24 protein-coding genes are annotated in these 25112 nt (G+C 69.4%); 15 read left to right on the forward strand and 9 right to left on the reverse strand.

The window, feature by feature from the left end; genetic code table 11:
- Positions 1-142: 142 nt before the first annotated feature.
- Entirely contained in the window at positions 143-526 is a 384-nt protein-coding gene (locus tag ACQR3U_RS07085; RefSeq protein ID WP_019288039.1) for a hypothetical protein, read from the reverse strand.
- A gap of 70 nt (positions 527-596) precedes the next feature.
- The gene (locus ACQR3U_RS07090; protein WP_230810167.1) at positions 597-1439 is read right to left on the reverse strand and encodes a hypothetical protein; all 843 of its coding nucleotides are present in this window, start codon (positions 1437-1439) and stop codon (positions 597-599) included.
- Between the two features lie 378 nt (positions 1440-1817).
- Between ACQR3U_RS07090 and ACQR3U_RS07095 the strand changes: the two genes are divergently transcribed.
- Complete coding sequence (locus ACQR3U_RS07095; RefSeq protein ID WP_230810077.1) at positions 1818-3071, forward strand: mannosyltransferase; 1254 nt, start codon at positions 1818-1820, stop codon at positions 3069-3071.
- On the opposite strand, the gene ACQR3U_RS07100 is transcribed toward ACQR3U_RS07095, so the two are convergent.
- A complete protein-coding gene (locus ACQR3U_RS07100) occupies positions 3007-3303 on the reverse strand; it encodes a 4a-hydroxytetrahydrobiopterin dehydratase (RefSeq protein WP_230810078.1) in 297 nt (98 codons plus the stop codon). The genes ACQR3U_RS07095 and ACQR3U_RS07100 overlap by 65 nt on opposite strands.
- Positions 3304-3328: 25 nt before the next feature.
- Here ACQR3U_RS07100 and ACQR3U_RS07105 point away from each other — a divergent pair, with 25 nt between their 5' ends.
- Positions 3329-3751 carry a (deoxy)nucleoside triphosphate pyrophosphohydrolase gene (locus tag ACQR3U_RS07105; protein WP_024103420.1) on the forward strand — a complete coding sequence of 141 codons (423 nt, stop codon included), beginning with the start codon at positions 3329-3331 and terminating at the stop codon, positions 3749-3751.
- 24 nt (positions 3752-3775) lie between these two features.
- Here the strand turns inward: ACQR3U_RS07105 and ACQR3U_RS07110 are convergent, their stop codons facing one another.
- Positions 3776-3952 carry a hypothetical protein gene (locus ACQR3U_RS07110; protein WP_006550584.1) on the reverse strand — a complete coding sequence of 59 codons (177 nt, stop codon included), beginning with the start codon at positions 3950-3952 and terminating at the stop codon, positions 3776-3778.
- Between the two features lie 358 nt (positions 3953-4310).
- On the opposite strand from ACQR3U_RS07110, the gene typA reads away from it, so the two are divergent.
- From typA to ACQR3U_RS07135, 5 genes are all read left to right on the forward strand, one after another.
- Positions 4311-6197 (forward strand): translational GTPase TypA, encoded by a 1887-nt coding sequence (gene typA, locus ACQR3U_RS07115; protein WP_006550583.1) that lies wholly within the window; start codon positions 4311-4313, stop codon positions 6195-6197.
- A 79-nt stretch (positions 6198-6276) separates the two neighbouring features.
- On the forward strand, positions 6277-8295 hold the full coding sequence (locus ACQR3U_RS07120; RefSeq protein ID WP_230810079.1) for an ABC transporter family substrate-binding protein: 2019 nt from the start codon (positions 6277-6279) through the stop codon (positions 8293-8295).
- On the forward strand, positions 8274-9197 hold the full coding sequence (gene mshB / locus ACQR3U_RS07125) for an N-acetyl-1-D-myo-inositol-2-amino-2-deoxy-alpha-D-glucopyranoside deacetylase (protein ID WP_050993397.1): 924 nt from the start codon (positions 8274-8276) through the stop codon (positions 9195-9197). The genes ACQR3U_RS07120 and mshB overlap by 22 nt, the downstream gene beginning before the upstream one ends.
- Before the next feature lie 86 nt (positions 9198-9283).
- Complete coding sequence (locus ACQR3U_RS07130; protein WP_006550580.1) at positions 9284-9442, forward strand: hypothetical protein; 159 nt, start codon at positions 9284-9286, stop codon at positions 9440-9442.
- Positions 9443-9519: 77 nt separating this feature from the next.
- The gene (locus tag ACQR3U_RS07135) at positions 9520-9960 is read left to right on the forward strand and encodes a hypothetical protein (RefSeq protein ID WP_006550579.1); all 441 of its coding nucleotides are present in this window, start codon (positions 9520-9522) and stop codon (positions 9958-9960) included.
- On the opposite strand, the gene ACQR3U_RS07140 is transcribed toward ACQR3U_RS07135, so the two are convergent.
- From ACQR3U_RS07140 to ACQR3U_RS07150, 3 genes are read right to left on the reverse strand one after another with little or no spacing between them, the layout of a single operon-like run.
- Positions 9917-10675 carry a uracil-DNA glycosylase gene (locus ACQR3U_RS07140; protein WP_019288045.1) on the reverse strand — a complete coding sequence of 253 codons (759 nt, stop codon included), beginning with the start codon at positions 10673-10675 and terminating at the stop codon, positions 9917-9919. The two genes, ACQR3U_RS07135 and ACQR3U_RS07140, sit on opposite strands and share 44 nt — an antisense overlap.
- Entirely contained in the window at positions 10672-12177 is a 1506-nt protein-coding gene (locus ACQR3U_RS07145) for a PH domain-containing protein (RefSeq protein WP_230810080.1), read from the reverse strand. Before ACQR3U_RS07145 ends, ACQR3U_RS07140 begins: the two co-directional genes overlap by 4 nt.
- A complete protein-coding gene (locus ACQR3U_RS07150) occupies positions 12174-12731 on the reverse strand; it encodes a PH domain-containing protein (RefSeq protein WP_006550576.1) in 558 nt (185 codons plus the stop codon). The genes ACQR3U_RS07145 and ACQR3U_RS07150 overlap by 4 nt, the downstream gene beginning before the upstream one ends.
- A 101-nt stretch (positions 12732-12832) precedes the next feature.
- On the opposite strand from ACQR3U_RS07150, the gene ACQR3U_RS07155 reads away from it, so the two are divergent.
- The 8 genes from ACQR3U_RS07155 to ACQR3U_RS07190 all read left to right on the forward strand — a co-directional run bounded on the left by ACQR3U_RS07155 (position 12833) and on the right by ACQR3U_RS07190 (position 22723).
- Complete coding sequence (locus tag ACQR3U_RS07155; protein ID WP_006550575.1) at positions 12833-13030, forward strand: hypothetical protein; 198 nt, start codon at positions 12833-12835, stop codon at positions 13028-13030.
- 81 nt (positions 13031-13111) lie between these two features.
- The gene (locus ACQR3U_RS07160; RefSeq protein WP_372477551.1) at positions 13112-15673 is read left to right on the forward strand and encodes a bifunctional FO biosynthesis protein CofGH; all 2562 of its coding nucleotides are present in this window, start codon (positions 13112-13114) and stop codon (positions 15671-15673) included.
- 154 nt (positions 15674-15827) lie between these two features.
- Positions 15828-16151, forward strand: coding sequence for a ferredoxin (gene fdxA / locus ACQR3U_RS07165; protein ID WP_006550573.1), 324 nt, complete (start codon positions 15828-15830; stop codon positions 16149-16151).
- 22 nt (positions 16152-16173) lie between these two features.
- Complete coding sequence (gene dapC / locus ACQR3U_RS07170; protein ID WP_071934566.1) at positions 16174-17286, forward strand: succinyldiaminopimelate transaminase; 1113 nt, start codon at positions 16174-16176, stop codon at positions 17284-17286.
- Between the two features lie 49 nt (positions 17287-17335).
- The gene (locus tag ACQR3U_RS07175; protein WP_033097290.1) at positions 17336-18040 is read left to right on the forward strand and encodes a hypothetical protein; all 705 of its coding nucleotides are present in this window, start codon (positions 17336-17338) and stop codon (positions 18038-18040) included.
- A 57-nt stretch (positions 18041-18097) separates the two neighbouring features.
- A complete protein-coding gene (locus ACQR3U_RS07180; protein WP_230810082.1) occupies positions 18098-19528 on the forward strand; it encodes an acyl-CoA synthetase in 1431 nt (476 codons plus the stop codon).
- A 171-nt stretch (positions 19529-19699) separates the two neighbouring features.
- On the forward strand, positions 19700-20953 hold the full coding sequence (locus tag ACQR3U_RS07185; protein WP_006550569.1) for a PucR family transcriptional regulator: 1254 nt from the start codon (positions 19700-19702) through the stop codon (positions 20951-20953).
- A gap of 153 nt (positions 20954-21106) precedes the next feature.
- Positions 21107-22723, forward strand: coding sequence for a substrate-binding domain-containing protein (locus tag ACQR3U_RS07190; RefSeq protein WP_230810083.1), 1617 nt, complete (start codon positions 21107-21109; stop codon positions 22721-22723).
- Here ACQR3U_RS07190 and ACQR3U_RS07195 read toward each other — a convergent pair.
- Together ACQR3U_RS07195 and dapD are read right to left on the reverse strand one after the other, a co-directional pair.
- A complete protein-coding gene (locus tag ACQR3U_RS07195) occupies positions 22692-24029 on the reverse strand; it encodes an amino acid permease (RefSeq protein WP_220577881.1) in 1338 nt (445 codons plus the stop codon). The two genes, ACQR3U_RS07190 and ACQR3U_RS07195, sit on opposite strands and share 32 nt — an antisense overlap.
- 107 nt (positions 24030-24136) lie before the next feature.
- On the reverse strand, positions 24137-25090 hold the full coding sequence (dapD, locus tag ACQR3U_RS07200) for a 2,3,4,5-tetrahydropyridine-2,6-dicarboxylate N-succinyltransferase (RefSeq protein ID WP_230810084.1): 954 nt from the start codon (positions 25088-25090) through the stop codon (positions 24137-24139).
- Positions 25091-25112 lie beyond the last annotated feature (22 nt).

Raw genomic sequence — 25112 nt, forward strand, 5'->3', positions numbered from 1 at the left:
GGGCCGGGGTGACGCGGCCTACGACAACAATTTGTGCGCAATACGAACGACGCTGCCATCGTTGTCTAACACGGCAGGGCCGTCGATCCCTAGTACCCTCACCCCGTCCGGTCCTGCGTGGCCGTTCGACCGGCGTCCGGTGTCAGGACTGACAATGCTTGTCGGGCTCGGATTCGTCGACGGTGATCGAGAGCGGCGGATGCTCGTCGGGGGCGGCATGATCGCCGCGCCACGCCAGCAGCGACCAGCGCGACAGCCCGGACAACGCCGAACCGAGACTCGCGAACGACAGTGAGGACAACGCCGAACCGAACGACCCGACGGAGCCGATGGACAGGACCGACCCGCAGCTACCGATCGACAGGATCGAGTACGAGGAACCGATCGACAGGATCGACCGCTCCGAGGCGATCGACAGGATCGAGCGGTGAGAGAGGAGCGAGCGCCGGGAGTTCACGGACGCGGCGCCGGCCAGGTGCCGCAGACGACTCTGCTTCGACGGGATGCGCGCCGCGGTGAAGGCCATGCTCCGGTCTATCACGCCCGGCGGAAGGCCGCCGGGAGAAACTCCCGGCGGCCTTCCGTGAGTACGTGAATCAGGGAACGGCGACGAGACCCACGGTGGGCAGGAAGGTGCACGAACGCGGATCGGCGCCCTCGTCCTGCGTGGTGATTCCACCGGAGATCACGGCAAGGACCTGACCCGAACCGGTGTCGGCGATCGCGCTCAGCGTGGTCGGGCCGTCGGGGTTGATCTTCGCGTCGTTGGTGAGCGGTTGCGTGCCCGTGCGTCCGTTGGAGACGTTGACCCAGCTCAGGGTGAGCGGCTGTTGCTGTTCGCCGGCGGCGGGTGCGGTGCCCAGCGCGGTGAAGACGAAGCCGGTCTGGCCTGCGCCCGGTCCGGGAGGGGGAAGGTGCGACGGACCCGCGACCGCGAGAGCGGTGCCCACGGAGTCCTGGCTGTCGCCGATGCAGCCCTTGCCGATAGTCGGGTAGAGGAACTGCGAGATCACCACGGCGCCGGGCTCGGGGATCTCGGGTCCGCCGCCGCCGCTGCCATCGAGGAAGGTGATGACGCGCTGGAGCGTGCTCTTCACCGATTCGGGGAGCTCGGAGTTCGCGAGCAGTTCCTTGGCCTGCGCCAGCAGGTCGTTCTTGCCGTCGGCCGCGTCGGCGACATCGGCGGGGCCCGCGGCCGCACCGATGATCGCGGGCGCGAGGGAAGCCAGTTCCTCGGCCTCTTCGGGGTTCGCCCGGACCCCGGCGAGCAGGTCGGTCAACGACTCTACGGAAAGATCAGCGGGAATCTCGAACCGGGGCAGTTCGATGAGCCCTGCCAGGTCCGGCAGTACGGGTGGCGCCGGTTGCGCGACGGCCTGCGTAGGCACGGCCAATCCCGCGGTGGCGGCGAGTGCGCACAGCGTGAGCGCCCGTCGCATTCCTCGAGTACGAAGCACTGTTCCCCATCCTTGTCGTTGAAGCATCCGGTTGTTCGGGACGAACGACCGGATGCTGACGGCTCGAGGAGACACTCTATGGACCCCCCGCACACGGGACAAGCCTGCCGTTTCGGAACGGCGCGCCCATCGCTGGTTCGGGATTCTAACCACGGGGTGTTCCGTCCCTCGGATCCTGTCGAACATAACGCGTTCGACCTGAGAAGATTGCGACTGTAGATGAAATCGTTACGGGAGTGAACTCCGGTTCGTTTGCATGCCTATCGGAACGGTAATCTCCTTCGCCGGGTCCGGTTCACCGGACGGACGTTCGACGGGAGAGGCCGCACCGCAGTGCCACGAGGGTTTCCTTCGCACCGGATGTGGTGGTGCGCGGCGTTACTGGCGCTGTCCGTCGTCGTCCGGATCGCCTGGGGATTCATCACTCCCAACGGCATGAACCTCGTCGACCTGCACGTCTACGTCGACGGATCGGCCGCTCTGCTGCAGGGCGACCTCTACGGGTTCACCTATTCGGAGGACACCCCCGACTTCCCACTGCCGTTCACCTATCCGCCCTTCGCCGCGCTCGTCTTCCTGCCCCTGCACCTGATCCCGTTCGGAATCCTGGGCGTGGCCTGGCAGCTGCTGACGGTCGCGGCGCTGTTCGCCGTCGTGTGGATCTCGCTCGAACTCGTCGTGGACGCGCGGGCACGGAGCCGGTCGTGGGTCGGTGTCGCGATGCTGTGGACGGCTGCGGGCATATGGACCGAGCCGGTACGCACGACCCTCGACTACGGCCAGATCAACGTCTTTCTCGTCCTCGGCGTGATGCTCGCGGCCCGCAGTTCCCGGTGGTGGCTGTCGGGTGGGCTCGTCGGCGTGCTCGCCGGGATCAAGCTCACGCCTGCCATCACCGGCCTGTACTTCCTCGCGCAGCGACGCTGGCGCGAGGCGGTGTTCTCCGCGGTCGTCTTCGTGGGGACCGTCCTGGTGAGCCTGCTCGTGCTCGGCTCCCAAGCCGCCACCTATTTCGGGTCCCTCTTCGGCGACGCGGATCGGATCGGGCCGGTCGTGTCGGTGTGGAACCAGTCGCTGCGCGGAGCGCTGGGTCGTCTCGCGGGTGAGGACGTCGGACTCGGGCCGGTGTGGCTGGTCGGCGTCGTGGTCTGCGCGGTCCTCGCGTTCGCGGCGTGGCGGTCGCTGGAACCACTGCCCGGCGGAACGCGCGACCGTCTCGGCACGCTGCTGATCGTGCAGTTGTTCGGTCTGCTCGTCTCGCCCATCTCGTGGGTCCACCACTGGGTGTGGGTGGTCCCTTTGCTGCTGTGGCTTCTCTACGGACCCTTGGCGCGGTCGCTCGGAGCCCGCATCGTCGCCGCGTGCTGGGCCGCGGTCACGCTGATCGGCGTTCCGTGGGTACTGAGTACGGCGCAGAACTCGATCTGGGATGTCGAACGTCCCGCTCCGCTCGCCTGGCTCGGCGCCGTCAACGTGGTCGGTGTCCTCGCCGTCTACGTCGTCGTGATCCTCGCAGCCCGGGGACGTGAGGGGCAGGACGAACGGGTGACTACAGACCCGAGCGCCGTGCCTCCTCGTCGATCCGACGCGCAAGAGCCGGATCCGACTCCGTGATGCCACCGGCGGAATGCGTGCTCAACGCGAAGGTCACCTTCCGCCACCTGATGTCGATGTCCGGATGGTGATTCGCCTCCTCGGCGACGACGGCCACCCGGTCGACGAAGGCGATCGCGTCGGGGAAGGTGGGCGCCTCGATGGTGCGGACCAGCGACTGTCCCGCGCGGTGCCAGTGCGGCAACTCGGCCAGCGCGGCGTCGATCTCTCCGTCCGTCAGCAGCTGGGACATGACTCATTCTGGGACGATGCACGTCATGTCTGCAAGCACATCGTCCGCGAGTACACCGGCGCCCGACGGGCACGTCGTGGCCGGCGCCGTCATCCGGGACGGACGCGTGCTGCTCGCCCAGCGCACGCGGCCCGTCGACCTCGCGGGCCTGTGGGAGTTGCCCGGAGGCAAGGCGGAACCGGGGGAGAGCGTGGAGGCGGCGCTCGTGCGGGAGCTGAGGGAAGAGCTCGGTGTCGAGGTGCGCGGTGCGGAGCGACTGGGGGTCGCGGTGCCGTTGGCCGGAGGTCGCGAGTTGTGTGCCTACAGGGTCGAACTCGTCTCGGGTGATCCCGAGCCGCTGGACCACGCGGCGTTGCGGTGGGTCGACGCGGACGAACTCGGGGAGGTCGATCTCGTCCCGGCCGATCGTGCGTGGATTCCCGATCTACGCGAACATCTGCGGCGCTGAGGTCATACGGCGCATGCCTGGTGGTCAGGCGGCGCGGGCCTTGTCGAGATACTTGCGCAGTTCCTTCTTGCTGAGCCCGTCGTTCTCGACCTTCTTCATGCGCATGACGACGACGGGGCATTTGAGGCACCGCGTCTTCTTGCGGCAGCACTTCTTCTTCGGCTTCAGGCCTGCGACCTTGCTCGCCTTCACCTTCCCCATACGTCCCGCCTGCCTTCCACGGTCCTGCGCGGCGAATCACCGGCGGGCGAAGGTTAGCATCCCCTTACTCGCGGACCCAGGGGTGCATGTGGTGCCGGATTCGGCGGTTACGTCTCCTGGGGAAGTGTCGAGCGTCACCCCGATCGTCGCCGACCTGCGGGTATCTGATGAGGTAGAAGCGGCGACCGACGAACGGCCTGTAAAGTGTATTGACGGCCGCAGTGCCTGCACGCCGAGAATCGGACGGGGCAGGTAGCTCGCAATCTCGCGTCGCGGCCATCGAGACGAACGCCGTACGGGCGAGGTGCCGACCGGGTCCAGTGCCGTGTGGCCGGACTACAGCCAGGAGAGCTATCGCGTGAGCACCGCTGATTTTCGGAACGTCGCCATCGTGGCGCACGTCGACCATGGAAAGACCACTCTCGTCGACGCCATGTTGCGCCAGTCGGGCGCGTTCGCCGAACGTGCGGAACTCGTCGACCGGGTCATGGACTCGGGCGACCTCGAGCGCGAGAAGGGCATCACCATTCTCGCGAAGAACACCGCGGTGCACCGTCACCACCCGGACGGCACCGTCACTGTCATCAACGTCATCGACACCCCCGGCCACGCCGACTTCGGCGGTGAGGTCGAGCGCGGCCTGTCCATGGTCGACGGCGTCGTCCTGCTGGTCGACTCCTCCGAGGGCCCGCTGCCGCAGACCCGCTTCGTGCTCCGCAAGGCGCTCGCCGCGTCGCTGCCGGTGATCCTCGTGGTCAACAAGACCGACCGCCCGGACGCCCGCATCGCCGAGGTCGTCGAGGAGAGCCAGACCCTGCTGCTCGACCTCGCGTCCGACCTCGACGACGAGGCCGCCGAAGCCGCCGAGCTCGCCCTCGAGCTGCCCGTCCTCTACGCCTCCGGTCGTGAGGGCAAGGCCTCGAAGAAGCAGCCCGAGAACGGCCAGGTCCCCGACGCCGAGAACCTCGACGAGCTCTTCGAGGTCCTCATGGAGTGCATCCCCGCACCCAAGGGTGATCCGTCGGCGCCGCTGCAGGCCCACGTCACCAACCTCGACGCCTCCGAGTTCCTCGGTCGTCTCGCGCTGCTGCGCATCCACCAGGGTGAGCTGCGCAAGGGCCAGACCGTCGCGTGGATGCACGCCGACGGCGTCAAGAACGTCAAGATCACCGAGCTGCTCAAGACCGTCGGTGTCGAGCGGCAGCCGGGCGAGGTCGCGGTCGCCGGCGATATCGTCGCCGTGGCCGGCATCCCGGAGATCATGATCGGCGACACGCTCGCCGATCCGGAGAACCCGGTGGCGCTGCCGCGCATCACCGTCGACGAGCCGGCCATCTCGATGGTCATCGGCACCAACACCTCGCCGCTCGTCGGCCGGGTCAAGGGCCACAAGCTCACCGCTCGCATGGTGAAGACGCGGCTCGACTCCGAGCTCGTCGGCAACGTCTCGCTGCGCGTCCTCGACATCGGACGCCCCGACGCGTGGGAGGTGCAGGGCCGAGGCGAACTCGCCCTCGCCATCCTCGTCGAGCAGATGCGCCGTGAAGGCTTCGAGCTGACCGTCGGCAAGCCGCAGGTGGTCACCCGCACCATCGACGGCAAGCTCCACGAGCCCTACGAGGAGCTGACCATCGACAGCCCCGAGGAGCACCTCGGCGCCATCACCCAGCTGCTCGCGAACCGCAAGGGCAAGATGGTCCAGATGACCAACCAGGGCACCGGCTGGGTTCGTATGGAGTTCATCATCCCGTCGCGCGGTCTGATCGGTTTCCGTACCGACTTCCTCACGGAGACCCGCGGCACCGGCATTTCCAACGCCATCTTCCACGGTTACGCGCCGTGGGCCGGCGAGATCCGCGCCCGCCACACGGGTTCGCTCGTCTCCGACCGTGCAGGCTCGGTCACCCCGTTCGCGATGATCCAGCTCGCCGACCGCGGCACCTTCTTCGTCGAACCGGGCAGCGACACCTACGAGGGCCACGTCGTGGGCATCAACCCGCGCGCCGAGGACCTCGACATCAACGTCACCCGCGAGAAGAAGCTCACCAACATGCGCTCTTCGACCGCCGACGTGATGGAGACCCTCGCCAAGCCGATCGAGCTGACCCTCGAGGCAGCGCTCGAGTTCTGTGCTGCGGACGAGTGCGTCGAGGTCACGCCGGAGGACGTGCGCGTGCGCAAGCTGCACCTCTCGCAGACCGACCGTGCGCGTGCGCGGTCGCGGGAGAAGGCCCGTAACAAGTAGTCCAGGTGTGGGGTGGCCCCGGCGAGCGCATGCTGGCCGGGGCCACCCACGTACCACCTGCCTCACGGAAGGAGCCCGAGTGTCGCGTACGCGCGCTCGTCGCCGACTGATCGGGGCGACGGCCGGCCTGGCCGTGGCTGCGCTGGTCCTCACCGGTTGCACCGCCGACCCGCCGCCGCCCATCGAGCAGACGGAGCCGACCACGACCCCGGCTCCCGCTCCGAAGCGCAGCACGGTGGTGGTCGCGATCGACGAGGTCGGTTCGGGCTTCAACCCCCACCTGCTCGCAGACCAGTCGCCCGTCGCGAACGCCGTTGCCGAACTCGTGCTCCCGAGTGCCTTCCGGGCCGTGCCCGATCCGGAGAATCCCGCTGCAGCACTGTGGGTTCCGGACGACTCGCTGCTGCTGTCCGCGGAGGTCACCGACGAGGCGCCGTTCACCATCACCTACCGCCTGCGCGACGAGGCCCAGTGGTCGGACGGAGCGCCGATCGTTGCCGAGGACTTCCGGTATCTGTGGCGGCAGATGATCACCCAGCCCGGCGTCGTCGATCCTGCCGGCTACCGCCTCATCGACGACATCCGATCGTCGGGCGGAGGCAAGATTGTCACCGTCACCCTGCGCGAGCCGTATCCGGCCTGGCGCGAACTGTTCACGAATCTCTTGCCCGCCCACCTGGTCAAGGACACTCCGGGTGGCTTTTCCACCGGCCTGTCCGAGACGATTCCCGTGTCCGGAGCGCGATTCCACGTCGACAACGTCGATCGGGGGCGCGCCGAGGTGCTGCTCGAACGCAACGACCGGTTCTGGGGCACCCCGGCCGGACCCGACGAACTGATCATGCGCCGCGCCGGCACCGACGCCCAGGTGACCGAATCGGTGCGCAGCGACGACGCCCAAGTGGTCCAGAGCGCGGGCGGTGTCGCTCTCGAGGCGCAGCTCGCCGCCGTGCCGGGTGTGCGGACCGGCGTCCAGCTCCAGCCGCGCACCCTCGATCTGACCCTCAACACGCGCACCGCCGAACTCGCCGACCCGGTCGTCCGGCGAGGCATGCTCGACCTGCTCGACCCCGAGCTGCTCGGACTTGTCGCCACGGCCAACAGCACCGGGGTCGTGCGGGCGCGGGCCCAGGTGCTCGCGCCGTCCGATCCGGGATACACCGACACGATGCCGGCGCGTCTGTCCCGGGAGCAGGCCCTCGGACGTCTCGCCGAGGCCGGATATCTACCCGTCCCGCCTGCCGTGCCCCCGGTGCCGACGGACCCCGACGCACCCGGCCCCGAAGCGCCGGAGGCCGCTGCACCGGAGACGGGGGCATCCGAGACGGCGGCATCCGAGACGGCGGCGCCGACGAGCGCGACTCCCGGACCGAGAACCCCCGACGGGCCGGCCCTGCCCGAGGGCACCCTGGCCCGGGCCGGCGTGCCGTTGACGCTGGTCGTGGGCGTGCCGGAGGGTGACGAGACCGCCCGCGCCGTCGCACGCACCGCCGTCGACCTGTGGCGTGGCGCCGGGATCGACGCATCGGTCGACGAACTTCCCCCCGACGAGCTGTACGGCGAAGCCCTCGTCGAGGGCACCGTGCATGCGGTCGTCGGCTGGATGCGTGCCGGTGGAGACCTTGCCACCGCCGCGCTGTCCCGATTCGGATGCGTCCCGGTGGCCGCAGCACCCACCGTGGCGGGGGAGGACCTGCCGACCGTGCCCGAGTCCGACCTCCCGGCGCAGCCCGACGCCCCCGGGACGGCGGAGGCGGCACAGTCGTCGGCCCCCGCGACCACCACGCTCGACGAGGACGACGTCGAGGAACGTGAGGATGCGCTCGCAGCGCAGCTCGAGGCTCCGAGCAACCTCTCGGGTGCGTGCGATCCCGGTCTCGAACCCGATCTGCTCGCTGCACTGAACGGCACCACCGACCCGGCGAAGGTCGTCGCCGACGCGCAGGCCAGGCTGTGGGATCTCGCGGTGAATCTGCCGATCCTGCAGGACCGGGCCGTTGTCGCCGCCGGTCCGGGCGTCGAGAACGTCTCGCTGACAGCCGCCGTCGCCACCGGTATTCTCGGCGACGCCCATCTGTGGGGAAGGACCACACCGTGACCGATGCTCCGGGAGCTCTCCCCGACGTTGCGGATCGACGACTTCTGCTCGTCCACGCCCATCCCGACGACGAAACCCTCACCACCGGCGGCACCATCGCCCGGTACGTCGCCGAGGGCGCCGAGGTCACCGTCGTGACCTGCACGCTCGGTGAGGAGGGCGAAGTGATCGGCGACGAGTGGGCCCAGCTCACCGCCGACCGCGCCGATCAGCTCGGCGGATACCGCATCCTCGAACTCACCCGGGCGCTCGACGCGCTCGGCGTCGAGCGACCGCGTTTTCTCGGCGGTGCCGGGCACTGGCGCGACTCCGGGATGGCGGGCACCCCGTCCGCCGACAATCCTCGCGCCTGGGTCAACGCCGACCGCGACGAGGCGATCGAGGCGCTCGTCGCCGTGATCCGCGAGACGCGTCCGCACGTGGTCGTCACCTACGACCCGTTCGGTGGCTACGGGCATCCCGACCACATCGCGGTGCACGAACGGGTGACCGCGGCCGTCGAAGCGGCCGGCACCGAGGACTATCCGTCCGCCGGGGCGGCGTGGACCCCCGCGAAGGTGTACTGGACCGTCGCCGAACGGTCCGCGCTCGAACGCGGCATCGCCGCCATGGGCACGCTGCCCGACGGCTGGCGCCGACCGGAGGCCGGCGAACTGCCGAGCGTGCCCGACGACGAGGTCACCACCGTCGTCGACGTCCGCTCGGTTCTCGACGCGAAGCGGACCGCGATGGCCGCGCACACGACCCAGGTGCTGGTCGCGGAGGACGGCGAGCAGTTCGTGCTCTCCAACCTCGTCGCCCAGCCCGTCTTCGACCAGGAGCACTTCGTGCTCGTGCGCGGGCAGCTCGGCCTGACCGACTCCACGGGACGAGAGGACGACCTCTTCTCCGGCATCGGATAGTGTGACCCGAGTCATCAACGAGGCCGTGGGTGGTTCGCGTCACCCGTCCTCGCGTACCACGCAGGCACACCGTCAGGGGGTTGTCGATGTACAACTGGTCCGTCCAGAACCAGATCGTCGCGTTCGTGGAGTCGTTGAGGCCGTACGCCGACGAGATCCGGGCCGACTACTGGCACGCTCTGTACTCCTTCGCCGACCAGCAGAGCGCGCTGCTCACCATGCTCGGATACCCGCCGGTTCCCTGACGTCCCGTGCGTGGGTCGCGGATGGTTCCGCGGACCCCGGTTGCGCTCGGGCGCGTCCGGTAGCGCACCATCGAAGCATGACGGTCGATCCAGCAACCGCTGCACCCCTCGCGTCACCGGTGGACGTCCAACCCCGCCGGGGGCTCGTCGCGCTGCTCGTGCTCGACGGTGCGCTGTGCGCCCTGTTGTCGGTCTTCTATCTCGGCGTGTACATCGCCGGAGTGCCCTTCCCGATCACCATCCTGCTGGCCGGCCTCGTCAACCTGCTGCTGGTGATGGCCCTCCGCGCCGAGACCGGATCCCTGCGCAGCGCGACCCTGCCGCTGCTGGCCTGGGCCGTCGTCTTCCTCGTCTGCCTCGTGGGCGGTCCGGGCGGCGACCAGCTCGCGCTCGGCGACTGGCGGACCCTGCTGCTGCCCGTGGCCGCGCTCGCCCCCGCCGGCGGCTACCTGTTCTCGGCCCGCATCAGGGAGATCACCCAGGCAGTGGGAGGGACGCAGCCCGCGCCGCGTCCCTGAGCACCTCGGTCACCATCTCCTTCGTCAACCGGCCGGTGAAGGTGTTCTGCTGGCTGACGTGATAGCAACCGAACAGGTGCAACGGGTGCTCCCGCGCCTCGGTGGCAGCGAGCAGCACATGTGCGCCGTGTCCGAACTTGGGGCGGGGAACCGGAATCGTCCACCCCGCCGCCGACAGGACCGGCAGTAGTGCCTGCCACCCGAACCCGCCGAGCACGACGACCGACCTCAGCGTGGGGGAGAGCAGGTCGAGTTCCTGTTCGAGCCAGTGCCGGCAGGTGTCGCGTTCGACGACCGTGGGGCGATTGGCCGGTGGCGCGCAGTGCACCGGCGACGTGATGCGCGTGCCGAACAGTTCGAGGCCGTCGCCGATGTGCGTCGCGGTCGGTTGCGACGCCAGTCCCGCGTCGTACAGGGCCGCGTACAGCACGTCGCCCGACCGGTCGCCCGTGAACATCCGTCCTGTGCGGTTCCCGCCGTGCGCGGCGGGCGCCAGCCCGACGATCAGCAGGGACGCATCGGCCGGGCCGAAGCCCGGGACGGGCCGGCCCCAGTACTCCTCGTCGCGGAAGGCCGCCCGTTTCTCCCGCGCGACCTGCTCACGCCATGCGACCAGCCGCGGACACGCGTGGCAGTCGACGAGCGCGTCGTCGAGCTCGGCCAGCGTCGCCGGGGGAGTGCCGTGCAGGGGGCCTTTGCCGGATGTCGGCTTCATCGGTCGATCCATGCTTCTCCCATACCCGGTGTGACCTCCTGGACAAGCGCCCACGCCTCGTCCACGGGGATGTCGATCACCTCGTAGCGTCCCGCACCCGCCGGCGTCGCCGCGACGACGGTCGCGAGACCGGCACGGCGCTGGAAGAAGGTCTGCCGCACCGTCCAGCCGATCACACCGTCCGCATCGAGACAGATGCGCTGCCGGTCGATCGAACCGCTGCGGGCGACGAGATGTCCGTCGACGACGGCGTGGCCGAGACCCCGGTAGCGGTCCTGCGCCAGCGCGCACGCCCCCGCGACCAGCACCACGACCACCGTGGCGATCACGGCGAACGGCACGTGCCGGTCGGTGACGCTCAGGGCGACGAGCCCGGCGGCGACCACGACGGCCACCGGCCACAGCGTCCGCGTGTAGCGGCGACGCCGGGCACGGGGACCGTGACTGCGCAGCGGAACGTCGAGCGGCAGCCCCCCGGTGAGCACCTCGGCCGCGACCCGCCGGACCTCCCCGTCGGGCGCCGACGGCAGGACCAGTGACGAACCGCCCTGTTGCGCGGTTCTGCCCGTCATGACGGCGTCGAGCCGTGCGGCGCCGACGAGCCGCAGCGCCAGCGGTTCGTGCAGCGCGATCCCGCGCAGCCGCGCCCGGTCGAGGGTGGTGTGACGGGTCGTGAGCAGGCCGTGCGCGATGCGCAGGACCCGTTGGTCGTCGGTCACCCGCAGATCGCCGTAGAGCAGCAGGTACCGCACGCACGCGGCCGGGCTGGCGACGAGCACGACGACCAGCACGAGGATCACGAGCGCGACCACCAGGCCGAGGTCTTCCGCGGTCTCCACCGCGCGGCGGACGAGCTGCGATTCGGCGATCCACCGGCCGAGCCCGAACTGGAAGGCGGCACCGGCGACGGCCGCGACGGCGAGCAGTCCCGTCGTGGAGAACGGCGCGTAGCGCACCCAGGCCGGGTCGAATCGCGCCAGCTGACGCTCGGTGACGGCAGCGGTCGAGGTCGTCTCGACCGGCACGTCGTCCTGTTGCCCACTCCTCAGGAGAACGGCACGGAGCTCGGGGACTGCTGCGATCGGAAGGCCGTTGAGTTCGAACCGGTTGCGATCGGCGCCCCCGCTCTGACCCGTGCCGATCTTCACGACCGCGAGGCCCAGCACGCGATGCAGGAGGCGTTGCTCGACGTCCACCGACCGGATGCGGCTGCGGGGGATCGACAACTCGCGTCGTTGCAGCAGGCCGCGGCGGAGTTCGACGTGCTCTGGTCCTACGCGGTAGGTGGTGGTGAACCAGCGCAGCAGACCGACCAGCACGAGCACGCCCGTCGCTGCGAGGCCCCACACGGGATTGCCGCTGGTGGACCCGATGACGAACGAGCCTGCGAGGACGGGCAGCAGGCGCAGGATCTCCTCGATCGGGTGGATCAGCAGCATCCGGCGATCGAGACGCGACCACGGCACCTCCTCGTCCGTCCCGGCCACGAGGGCGTCGTTCATGTCGCGTCCGTCTCCGAGCTCGCCGCGAGTGCGGTCAGGCGAGCGACGGTCTCGTCGGCGACCCGGCTGTCGAGCCCGACGATCTCCACCGCACCCGCCGCCGAGGCGGTGGTGACGGTGACGGTGGTCAGGCCGAGCCACCGGTCGAGCGGTCCACGCTCGGTGTCGACGGTCTGGATCCGGGAGATCGGTGCGATGCGGTGCTCCTGCGTCCACCAACCCGAACGCGTGTAGACCGCGGTCTCGTCCATCTCCCAGCGATGGACGCGGTATCGCCAGACCGGCACCACCGCGACGTGCAGTCCACCGAGGACGACGGTCGCGGCCGCGGCGGCGACGTGCCACCCGGCGCCCACCGGCGTGACGAGCACCCACACGACCTGCGCGACGACCAGCGGCAACCACATCAGCGCTGCACTCACGGCCCACAGCACACGCGCCTTCGGGCTCGGCCGCCACGACGGTTCCCTCATCACCACGCTCGTCGCTGCCGTGTTGTCGGCCGACCCCGCCGGCGAACTCTCGTCGTCCTCCACCCGCACCTCCTGCTCCATCGGGCCCCGTGTCCGGTTCCACGCTAGGCTGGGATCCGTAGAACCCGGCCGGACTCGCCCGATCCGATCTCACGATCGGGCCCTATCAGGAGGAGATCGCAATGACGGAGTCGAATGCGCTCGGCATCGAGATCCAGTCCGACAACGATTCCGAGGCCGACCGGCTCGAGCAGGCCATTCCCGTCTACGACGATCCTGCCGACGACCTGCCTTCGGACGTGCCCCTCGAAGCCGACCCGGCAGACACCTACGAGCAGTCCCGCGAAGTCCCGGCGGACGACGACTACCCGCGCGGATAGACCCCGAAGTGGCATGGGGGTGCTCGTAGGCGCATGATCGGGCCCATGACCGATTCCGCAGACGACACCCCGCAGTCCGCGATGCTCCCGACCCCCACCGTGCGTCCCGGCGCTGCGCACCGATCCACGGCGACTCCCTCGGGAATGCGTCGAGCGTTGCGTCGGGCTCGCGACGGGGTCGCACTGAACGTCGACGAAGCGGCGGTCCTGCTGCAGGCCCGGGGTGCCGATCTCGAGGATCTCTGTGCGTCGGCGGCGCGGGTGCGCGATGCCGGCCTTCTCGCGGAGGGTCGACCCGGCACGGTCACCTATTCGCGCAAGGTCTTCGTCCCCATCACCCGGCTGTGCCGGGACCGATGCCACTACTGCACCTTCGTCACCGTCCCCGGCAAGCTCCGCGCCGAGGGTCACGGCATGTATCTCGAACCCGACGAGATCCTCGAGATCGCCCGTCAGGGAGCCGAACTGGGTTGCAAGGAAGCCTTGTTCACACTCGGCGACCGGCCCGAGGACCGGTGGCCCGAAGCGAAGCAGTGGCTCGACGAGCGCGGCTACGATTCCACCCTCGACTACGTGCGAGCGATGGCGATCCGCGTCCTCGAGGAGACCGGTCTGCTGCCGCACCTGAATCCCGGGGTGATGAGCTGGGCCGAGATCTCGCGGCTGAAGCCGGTCGCCCCGTCGATGGGCATGATGCTCGAGACCACCTCCGAACGGTTGTTCACCGAGAAGGGGCAGTGCCACTACGGCAGCCCCGACAAGGATCCGGCGGTGCGGCTGCGGGTGCTCACCGATGCGGGCCGACTCGCGGTGCCGTTCACCACCGGCATCCTCGTCGGCATCGGTGAGGACTTCACCGAGCGTGCCGAATCGATCCACGCGATCCGTAAGTCGCACAAGGCATTCGGTCATATCCAGGAAGTAATCGTCCAGAACTTCCGCGCCAAGGACGACACCGCGATGCGCGAGCACGACGACGCCGATCTCGACGAGTTCCTCGCCGCGATCGCCGTCGCGCGGCTCGTCCTCGGGCCGGGAATGCGCATCCAGGCCCCGCCGAATCTCGTCTCGCTCGACGAGTGCCGCGCGCTGCTCGGGGCGGGTGTCGACGACTGGGGTGGTGTCTCGCCGTTGACGCCCGATCACGTCAACCCCGAACGGCCCTGGCCGAATCTCGACACCCTGGCGCGCCTGAGCTCCGAGGCCGGCTTCGAGCTCACCGAGCGGATCGCCGCGCAGCCGAAGTACGTGCTCGCCGGGCAGCCGTGGATCGATCCGCGCATCACCGCGCACGTGCACGCCCTCGCCGATCCGGCCACGGGCCTCGCGCGCAAGGTGATCCCGTCCGGACTGCCCTGGCAGGAACCCGACATCGACTGGGAGTCGTCGGGTCGCGTCGATCTGAACTCCGAGATCGACGTGACCGGACGCAACACCGAGCACCGGTCCGATCTCGGGAGCGCTTTCGGCGACTGGGAGACCGTCCGCGAACAGGTGCTCCAGCTGGGCGCCTCAGCACCGGTGCGGCTCGACAGCGACGTGCTCTCGGCGCTGCGCTCCGCCGAACGGGATCCGGGCGGTTGCACCGAAGCGGAGTACATCGCCCTCGCCAACGCCGACGGCGCCGGTCTCGAAGCACTCGTGGCGCTCGCCGACCAGCTGCGCCGCGACACCGTCGGCGACGACGTCACCTATGTCGTCAACCGGAACATCAACTTCACCAACATCTGCTACACCGGCTGCCGGTTCTGCGCCTTCGCGCAGCGCAAGGGCGACGCCGACGCGTTCACCCTCTCGGCGAGCGAGGTCGCCGACCGGGCGTGGGAGGCGCACGTCGCCGGCGCCACCGAGGTGTGCATGCAGGGCGGTATCGATCCGGAACTGCCGGTGACCGGCTACGCCGATCTCGTCCGCGCCGTCAAGGCGCGGGTGCCGTCGATGCACGTCCACGCGTTCTCGCCGATGGAGATCGTCAACGGTGTCGCGCGCAGCGGCACGTCGATCCGGGACTGGCTCACCGAACTGCGTGAGGCCGGGCTCGACACCATCCCGGGCACCGCCGCGGAGATCCTCGACGACGAGGTGCGGTGGGTGCTCACGAAGGGCAAGCTCCCGACCGCCGAGTGGATCGAGGTGGTGACCACCGCGCACGAGGTGGGCCTGCGATCGAGCTCGACGATGATGTACGGGCACGTCGACCAGCCGCACCACTGGGTCGGCCACCTCGAGGTGATCCGCGGGATCCAGGACCGCACGGGCGGATTCACCGAGTTCGTGCTGTTGCCCTTCGTGCACCAGTCGTCGCCGCTGTATCTGGCCGGCGCGTCGCGTCCCGGCCCGACCATGCGCGACAACCGTGCCGCGCACGCCCTCGCCCGGGTCATGCTGCACGGCCGGATCGACAACATCCAGACCAGCTGGGTCAAGCTGGGTGTCGCCGGGACGCAGGCCATGCTCGAGGGCGGGGCGAACGATCTCGGCGGCACGCTCATGGAGGAGACGATCTCGCGCATGGCGGGCTCGCAGCACGGTTCGGAGAAGACCGTCGCCGAACTGGTCGCGATCGCCGAGGGCATCGGGCGGCCGGCGCGCCAACGGACCACCGCGTACACGCCGATCGAGCTCCCGGTCACCGCGGGCTGACCCGCCTCGACGGTCTGCACTCTGAAGTAGGGGACCCTTACTCCGGTGTGTGGCACGGGCACGGGGGATACTGGAGGACCGTGGGCGCCGAGGGTGCCCGCTCGGGCGAGACCGCGCAGGTCGGCGGGCTTACAGAGAGGCAGGGAGAACAGCAGTGACGTACACGATTGCGGAACCGTGCGTGGACGTGTTGGACAAGGCATGCATCGAGGAGTGCCCCGTCGACTGCATCTACGAGGGCGGTCGCATGCTGTACATCCACCCCGACGAGTGCGTCGACTGCGGTGCGTGCGAGCCCGTGTGCCCCGTCGAAGCGATCTTCTACGAGGACGACGTCCCGGACGAGTGGTCCGAGTACGTCAAGGCCAACGTCGACTTCTTCAACGATCTCGGCTCGCCCGGTGGCGCCGCGAAGCTCGGCAAGGTCGACTACGACCCGCCGTTCGTCAAGAATCTCCCTCCCATGGGCGAAGAGTGACGAACGGACCGGTGGAACTTTCGTGAGCACGCGTGTCCGCCGTTCGGTGGCGAAGAGCCTGCCGGACTTCCCCTGGGATTCCCTGACCGACGCGAAAACGAAGGCAGCGGCGCATCCCGACGGCATCGTCAACCTGTCGGTGGGCACACCGGTCGACCCGGTCGCCCCCGTGATCCGGGAGGCGCTCGTCTCCGTCGCGGAGGAGCCGGGCTACCCGACCACGCACGGCACCGCCGAACTGCGGCGGGCGGCCGTGGGTGCGCTCGAACGTCGCTACGGCATCACCGGTCTCGACGACTCGGCGATCTTGCCGGCGATCGGCACCAAGGAGATGATCGCCTGGCTGCCGTCGCTGCTCGGCCTCGGTGCCGACGATCTCGTCGTGATCCCCGAACTGGCGTACCCGACCTACGAGGTGGGCGGGCTGCTCGCCGGTGCCCGCATCATCCGCGCCGACGGGCTGACCCGCCTCGGCCCCGAGGTCGCGTCGCTGGTCTTCGTGAACTCGCCGTCGAACCCCACCGGCAAGGTGCTCGGACCCGACCACCTGCGCAAGGTCGTCGACTGGGCGCGCAGCCGCAACGCGATCGTCGTCTCCGACGAGTGTTATCTCGGGCTCACCTGGGAGTGTGAGGCCCTGTCGATCCTGCACCCGAACGTGTGCGGGGGCGACCACACCAACCTCCTCGCGGTGCACTCGCTGTCGAAGACCTCCAATCTCGCGAGCTACCGGGCCGGTTTCGTCACCGGCGACGCCGACCTCGTCGCCGACCTGCTCGAGGTCCGTAAGCACTCCGGCATGATGCTGCCGCTGCCGATCCAGGCCGCGATGACCGCGGCACTGAACGACGACGAACACGAGAACGCGCAGCGCGAGAAGTACCGCAAGCGTCGCGAGGTGCTCCTCGAGGCCGTGCGCGGCGCCGGCTTCACCGTCGACCATTCGGAGGCGGGCCTGTACCTGTGGGCGACGCGCGGTGAGGGATGCCGCGCGACCGTCGACTGGTTCGCTGACCGCGGCATCCTCGTCGCACCCGGCGAGTTCTACGGTCCCGGAGGTGTCCTGCACGTCCGGATCGCGCTCACCGCGACCGACGACGCCATCGACGCCGCCGCTGCCCGACTGCGCCGATAGAGCGCGCCGGCGCACCGCTCGGCGAGCAGCTCGCCGGTAGATTGGCCCCGTGAGTTCGTCCGGTGAGGATCCGCTGCTGTGGGTGCTCTACGTCGCCGTGGTGGCCATCGCTGCGGTGAGCGCGTCACGCTCCCATGCGGGAAGTTCCGCGCACGCGACGACGCGATCGTTCTGGTGGCCTCCGCCGGTCGCGGCGACGATCCTGTGGTCGGTGGTCGCGGTGGCCTCGCTCGCGCGACTGGTCTTCCCGGGACTGCTCGACGTCTTCCGGCGGCAGCCGGTCCGCACCCGGGACTCGGGGGAGTGGTGGCGTGTCCTCACCGCAGGTCTGATCGAGGACGGCGGCGTGCTCCTCACCGTCGTGAACCTGCTGTTGCTCGCGGTGGTCGCCATCGCGATCGTGCGGGTGTGGGGGTGGTACCGCGCACTCGGGTTGTTCCTGGTCGGCCAGGTGCTGTGGGGGTTGTTCACCACCTTCGTCTTCCCGTCCGACGGCGCGGGAACAACCGGCGCGACGCTCGCGGCGGCCGCGACTCTCGCGGGACTGTGGCCGGTCGTCGGAGCGACACGCTCGCTGCTCGTCGCCTCCGCGGCGACCTTCCTTCTCGGTGTGGTCCTCGTGATCGCGGGCGATGCGCACGGCGTGGCCGTCCTCATCGGAATGCTGCTGGGCGCGGTCCTGGCCACCGTGCTTCCCCCGGCACATCTGGCGCGGACATCGATGTCCGCGGCGCGCGGCGACATCCACACCTGACCGCCACACCCGACCGCCCCCGCGAGGCTGCGGCATCGATATGGAATCGTGGCTGTCGTGTCTGCACTGCTTCGTTCGCTGAATCCGCTGGCCGTCGCGCGCGGCGACGATCTCCCGGACGTCGTCCGTATCGACGGCCACACCTTCTCCCGCAGCGATCTGCTCGGCGCGGCCACCGCCGTCGCGGCGCGGGTGGCGCGCGCCGATCGGGTGGCCGTGCTCGCGACTCCGAGCGCGACCACCGTCGTCGCCGTGACCGGTGCCCTGCTCGCCGGGACGACCGTGGTGCCGGTGCCACCGGACTCGGGGCCCGCCGAACTCGCCCACATCCTGACGGACTCGGAGGCGCAGGCCTGGCTCGGTCCGGCGCCGGAGGTGCAGCATCCCGACGTTCCGCAGTTGCCGAGCCTGCCGGTCCGCCTGCACGCCCGCGACTGGCACCACCTGCCCGAGCCGAACCCGGCGCGAATCGCGTTCGTGCTCTACACCTCCGGGACCACCGGCGCTCCGAAGGGTGTGCTGCTGAGCCGCCGGGCGATCGCCGCGGGCATCGACGCGCTCGCCGAGGCGTGGGCCTGGACCGAGCGCGACACGCTCGTCCACGGGCTGCCGCTGTTCCACGTGCACGGACTCGTGCTCGGTGTGGTCGGAGCCCTGCGGGTGGGCAGCCGGCTGATCCACACCGGGAAGCCCACTCCGCAGGCCTACGCCGAAGCGCAGGGATCCCTCTACTTCGGGGTGCCGACGGTGTGGACACGCGTCGTCGAGGACGAGGACTCCGCCCGCGCGCTCAGCGGCGCGCGACTGCTCGTCTCCGGCAGCGCGCCGCTGCCGGTGCCGGTCTTCGAACGACTGCGTGAGCTCACGGGACTGGTTCCGATCGAGCGCTACGGCATGAGCGAGACGATGCTGACGCTCAGCACGCGCGTCGACGGCGAGCGCCGTCCCGGCTGGGTCGGCACGCCGGTGGCCCGGGTCGAGACGCGCCTGCGCGACGAGCAGGGCCGCGACGTGCCCCACGACGGGGAGAGCATCGGCGTCTTGCAGGTGCGTGGACCGATGCTCTTCGACGGCTACCTGAACAGGCCGGAGGCCACCGCGGCCGCGTGGACCGAGGACGGATGGTTCGTCACCGGCGATGTGGCGGCCGTCGACGAGGGCGGATTCCACCGCATCGTGGGTCGCGAGTCGACCGATCTGATCAAGACCGGTGGGTTCCGGGTGGGTGCGGGGGAGATCGAGACCGTTCTGCTCGGTCATCCCGCGGTGCGGGAGGTGGCCGTGGTGGGCCTGCCCGACGACGACCTCGGTCAGCGGATCGTCGCGTTCGTGGTGCCCGCCGCCGACGGCCCCCAAGTCGACGGGTCGGAACTGATCGACCTTGTCGCACAACAGCTTTCCGTGCACAAGCGGCCCCGGGAGGTGCGTGTGGTGGGTGACCTTCCACGCAATGCGATGGGCAAGGTGCAGAAGAAGAAACTGGGCTGACAGGGTCGGTGGGGAGCGCCCGCGGGCAGGTTCCTGTCACCGGAACTTCGTGGAAAATCGGTCACAGGGGTTGCATGTGTCACACTGCGAGGCGGATTCTCTACTGCACCGTATGTAGATCTACTCACTTCGATGGGGGTTCGAGGGATGTCTGTAACGGATCAGGTCCGGGTGACCGGGCACGATCGTCGGGGGGACGGTGACAACGCTCCGCTCTTCCTGGTGGACGGGAAGCCCGCGTCCGTTCCGCTGCGCGATCTGCCCGCCGTGGCTCGCAAACTCGTGGCGCACTTCGCCGACAACGTGGCGCCGTGTTCGCTGCGACCGGGCGAATCGCTGCGCGGTGACGTCACCGAGGTCACCGTGCGCTGCCTGCGCATCGCGATCCATCTCCTCGACTCCGGAGAACTACCCTCCGACGCGGAACTCGCCGACCTGCGCAGCAGCGCAGCCCAGTGGGCCCGCGCCGGCTTCCGGCTCGAATACATGCTCCGGATCTATCACGAAGGCATCCGTCTCGGGTGGGAGCTGGTCACCGATCGGGCCCGGGAGGGCGATGTCTCCTCCGTCGCCGACGCGTCCCGCCTGTGGATGGCGCTGCTCGAGAAGGTCACCGTCGCCGCGACCACCGGTTTCGTCGCCGAACTCGACGCCATCCGCCGTGAACGCGACGTCGCCGCGCAGGAACTGGTCGCCGCGCTGCTGAGCGGGCAGGACGCCGCGGCCGTGGCGCAACGCTCCGGGCTGGTGCTCGCCGACACCTACACCGTGCTCGCGGTCTCGCTCACCCGACATCCCGACGAACGCAATCCGCACGTGCGGCCGGAGGTCGTCGCGCGGCGCACCCTGCGCCGGGTCGAGACCGAACTCGAGGCGATCTGCGAGGGCCGCCACCTCGCGATGCTCGGCCCCGAGGGCGGCACCGTCCTGCTCCCCGAATCGCCCTCGACCGAGGCGATCGAGGAATTCCGGCAGCGCATCGAGACCGTCGCGGGCGTGTCCGTCACGATCGCTCTCGTCCACGCCCCCGTCCGGGAGGTGCCCACCGCGGCGAAGCAGGCCCACGAACTGCTCGATCTGGTGCGACGGCTCGGCCGTGCGGTCGGGGCCTACGGTATGCAGGATCTGGCCCTCGAATACCAGCTCACGCGGCCCGGACCGGCGCGCCGTCACCTCGCACGCGTCCTCGACCCGCTCGACGAATCACCCGAACTCGTCGAGACGCTGGAAACGCACATCGCCCACGACCTGAGCCGCCAGCTCACGGCCAAGACCCTGCACGTCCACGCGAACACTGTCGACTACCGCCTCAAGCGGGTCGCGCAACTCACCGGATTCGACCCCACCCGGCCCTCCGGACTGCGCCAGCTGCAGGCGGCGCTGATCGCTCGACGACTCGAACTGGAGAGCTCCGAACAGGGCTGATATCGCGTCGGATTCGGCTTCCCGAGGCGTGCCGGTCTATATCATCGGTCTCGGGCGACCGAGGGTCGTCACCCGGAGTGAGCACGAGGGGGCCGACGCATGGCGGGGGAGTCCGGACCGTCCGAGTCGGATCCGCCGAGCCGTCGTGGCGGCGTGAGTGGGGATGCACGGCCGGGCGGGGGTCGGGCGCGCTGGTTCGTCGTCGCCGTGATCCTCGTCCTCGCTGCCGGATCCGTCGCCTTCCTGTTCGTGGAGCGGCGGAGTGGGTGCGACGACTCCGAGCGCTACACCGTGGCGGTCACCGCCGACCTCGCACCGGTGATCGAGGGGACCTCGGTATCCGCATGTACGGAGTTCGAGGTAGTCGAACAGGAACCGGGGGAGGTGTCGGCGCGACTGGCGACCGACGACGTTCCCGACCTGTGGCTCCCGGCGGGCGGTTGGTGGGCGTCGTGGGCGGGTGAGACCGCCACGGGCCCGGTGCGCACGGTGTCGACACCGCTGGCCACCACGCCGCTCGTGATCGCGGGTGCGCCGGGCACCGTCGAACCGGCGGCCGACTGGCAGGAGGCCCTGTCCGATCCCGGTCTCGTCTTCGGCAATCCATTGCGCTCCGGTCCCGCGGCAGGTGCCATCCGCGCCGTGCTGGCCGAGGCCGCCGACGATCCCGTCGCGATGGGCACGGTCCGTCCCGTCATGGCGCCGCTCGCCGAGCGGGAGGGGGTTCGCGACGAGGAGGTACCTACCGGATCGACCTTGCTCGAGGAGACCGTCGCCGATGGTGGGACGGTGGTGAGCACCGAACAGCAGGTCGAGACCTATCGCAGCGTCCACAAGCGCGAACTGGGCATCGAGGTACCCGTCACCGGGACGCTGCTCGTGGACTATCCGGTGGTCGTGACGGCGCGCGGAGAACGGCACGACGCCGCGGCGGCGGCCGCCACGGCGCTGACCGACGCGCTGCACACGTCCGAAGGACTCGACAGGCTGACCCGTCACGGCTTCCGGGACGGAGGCGGACGACCCCTGCCCGACGGCCGCGGTGTGGGAGCGGTGCCGGTGCTCGAACTCGACGACGAGACCGTCGCCGAGGAGGCGATGAACGTGTGGGCGTTGCAGGCGCTTCCCGTGCGCACCGTGTTCGCGGTGGACGTCTCCGCGTCGATGAACCGTAATCTCGGCGACGAGAGTCGGATCGAACTGGTCCGGCGCGCCGCGACCGCCGCCAACGAGGTCCTGCCCGGGAACGTCTCAGCGGGCCTGTGGTTCTTCGGTGGGGGAGTGAGCGACTACGCCACATTGCCGAACGACCGCGCCGAGGCAACGGGGGACTACATCGTGGCGGCACCGATCCGGCGCTTCGATGCGGTGGTGGACGACGGTACCCAACGCGACCTGCTCACCTCGCTCGTCGCGCAGATGGCCGGTACGGCCGACGAGACCACCGCGCTCTACGACACGATCCTCGCGGCCTTCCGGTACGTGCAGGACAGCTACGATCCGCGCGCGGCCAACAGTGTCGTCGTGGTGACCGACGGCGCCGACAACGGTTCCGCGATGTCGAAGGACGAACTGCTCGCGGTCCTCTCGAACGAGAACGATCCGTCCAGGCCGGTACGGATCGTGACGATCGGACTCGGTGAGGACGTGGACACCGCAACCCTCGAGCAGATCGCCGCGGCGACCGGAGGGGTGAGCTACCGGACGAGCGATCCGCTCGACATCACCGAGCTCGTGCTCACTGCGCTGGCCGATCGGACGGGTGGCTGACCGTCTTGTCGTCGTGGGTGCGGTGCCAGAGCAAGCCGAGCGCCGTGATGATCAGGAACAGCACGAAGGTCGACGCGAGCTGGACCCGGGCCGCGCTGTCGGACAGCATCAGCACGATGAAGCCGATGAGCATCGCGAGCGTGAACCAGCTGAGATAGGGGAACAGCCACATGCGCAGGCGGATGGTGCCTTCGCGCTCGAACTTGCGGCGCAGCCGCAGATGCGAGACGACGATGAACAACCAGATCGCGATGAGCGCCGATCCGACCGCGTTGAGCAGGATCCCGAGGATGGTGTCGGGCAGCAGCCAGTTGAGCCACACGCTGACGAAGCCGAAGAACACCGAGACGAGCACCGCGTTGCGGGGCACTCCGTGGTGGGTGAGCTTACTGAGCCAGGCCGGTCCGTCGCCGCCGCGTGCCAGCGAGTAGGCCATGCGGGAGGTGCCGTAGACGTTGGCGTTGAACGCCGACAGCAGCGCGATCACCACGACGAGTTCCATGAAGCCGGACACGTAGGGGATGCCGGCGATGTCGAGCACCGAGACGAACGGGGAGGTCTCACCGCTCGCCGCGGTCCACGGCAGCACGAGCACCATGATCGAGATCGACCCGAGGTAGAAGACCGAGATCCGCCAGACGACACTGCGCACGGCCGTCGCGATGGACCGTTCCGGATCCTTCGATTCGGCCGCGGCGATCGTGACGATCTCGATGCCGCCGAACGCGAAGGCCACCGCGAGCAGACCGGCCGCGACACCGGCGATCCCGTTGGGCGCGAAACCGTCGCCGTCGCCGAGCAGGTGCGTGGTGCCGACGGGTTCGGTGCCCGGAAGCAGACCGAACACGAGCAGGATGCCGATCACCAGGAACCCGAGGATGACCGCGACCTTCAGTGCCGCGAACCAGAACTCGAACTCACCGAAGTTGGCGACCCTCGCCAGATTGACCACCGCGAAGAAGGTGACGAACACCAGCGCGACCACCCATTGGGGTACGCCCGGCAGCCACGACTGCACGATCGCGGAGGCACCGGTGATCTCGACACCGAGCACCATGATCAGCATGAACCAGTACAGCCACCCCATGCTGAATCCGGCCCAGCGGCCGATTCCGATGCGCGCGTAGTGCGAGAACGAACCGCTCACCGGCAGTGCGGCACCCATCTCGCCGAGCATGCGCATCACGAAGATGATCATCACGCCGGCGAGCAGGTACGAGACGATGATGGCCGGACCGGCTGCGGCGATACCCACTCCGGAACCGAGGAACAGACCCGCGCCGATGGCGGAGCCGAGTCCCATCATGGTCAGATGGCGGACCTTCAGGCCGCTCCCGAGATGTTCGGCCTCGGACGCGGGCCGCTGGGTTTCACTCACAGTTTCTCGGTTCCGAATCTGTTGTGGTTGCAGAGTCAGTCGTTGGCGTGCAGAGCCGCGTTCAGTTCGACTCCGCTGCCCTTGTTCGGCACGACCTCGACCGCGCCGCTCACCGAGTTGCGTCGCAGCAGGAGGTTGGACGCGCCGCTGAGGGTCGCGGCCTTGACGACGGTGCCGTCAGGTCCGGTGACCTTGGTACCGGCGGTGACGTACAGGCCGGCCTCGACGATGCAGTCGTCGCCGAGCGAGATGCCCACGCCCGCGTTCGCACCGAGCAGGCAGCGCTTGCCGACGGAGATGACCTCCTTGCCGCCACCGGAGAGGGTGCCCATGATCGAGGCGCCTCCACCGACGTCGGAACCGTCGTCGACGACGACACCCGCGGAGATGCGGCCCTCGACCATCGAGTTGCCGAGCGTGCCGGCGTTGAAGTTGACGAAGCCCTCGTGCATCACGGTGGTGCCGGACGCGAGGTGCGCACCGAGGCGGACGCGGTCGGCGTCGGCGATGCGGACACCGGCCGGAACGACGTAGTCGACCATGCGGGGGAACTTGTCGACACCGAAGACTGTCACCGGTCCGCGGATACGCAGACGGGAGCGCACGGTCTCGAAGTTCTCGAGCGAGCACGGGCCGTAGTTGGTCCACACGACGTTCGCGAGCATGCCGAAGATGCCGTCGAGGCTGAGCCCGTGCGGCTGGACGAGACGGTGCGACAGCAGGTGCAGGCGCAGGTAGACGTCGTGAGTGTCGACGGGCGACTTCGACAGGTCCGCGATGTCGGTGCGCACCACGACCTGCTGGACCTCGCGCGCCTCGTCGTGACCGGCGAGCAGGGCGAGATCGGACGGGATGTCCGTGCCCTCGAGTCGCGTCGTTCCGGTTTCGCTCGGCTCGCCGAGGGCGGGTGCCGGGTACCACGTGTCGAGGACGGTCCCGTCCTCCGTGATGTTCGCGATGCCTACTGCTGATGCTCCGTGTGCACTCACGGGTGAGAAGCGTACGCGAGGC

This window comes from Rhodococcus sp. IEGM1339, assembly GCF_050321925.1.
Taxonomy (GTDB): domain Bacteria; phylum Actinomycetota; class Actinomycetes; order Mycobacteriales; family Mycobacteriaceae; genus Rhodococcus; species Rhodococcus pyridinivorans.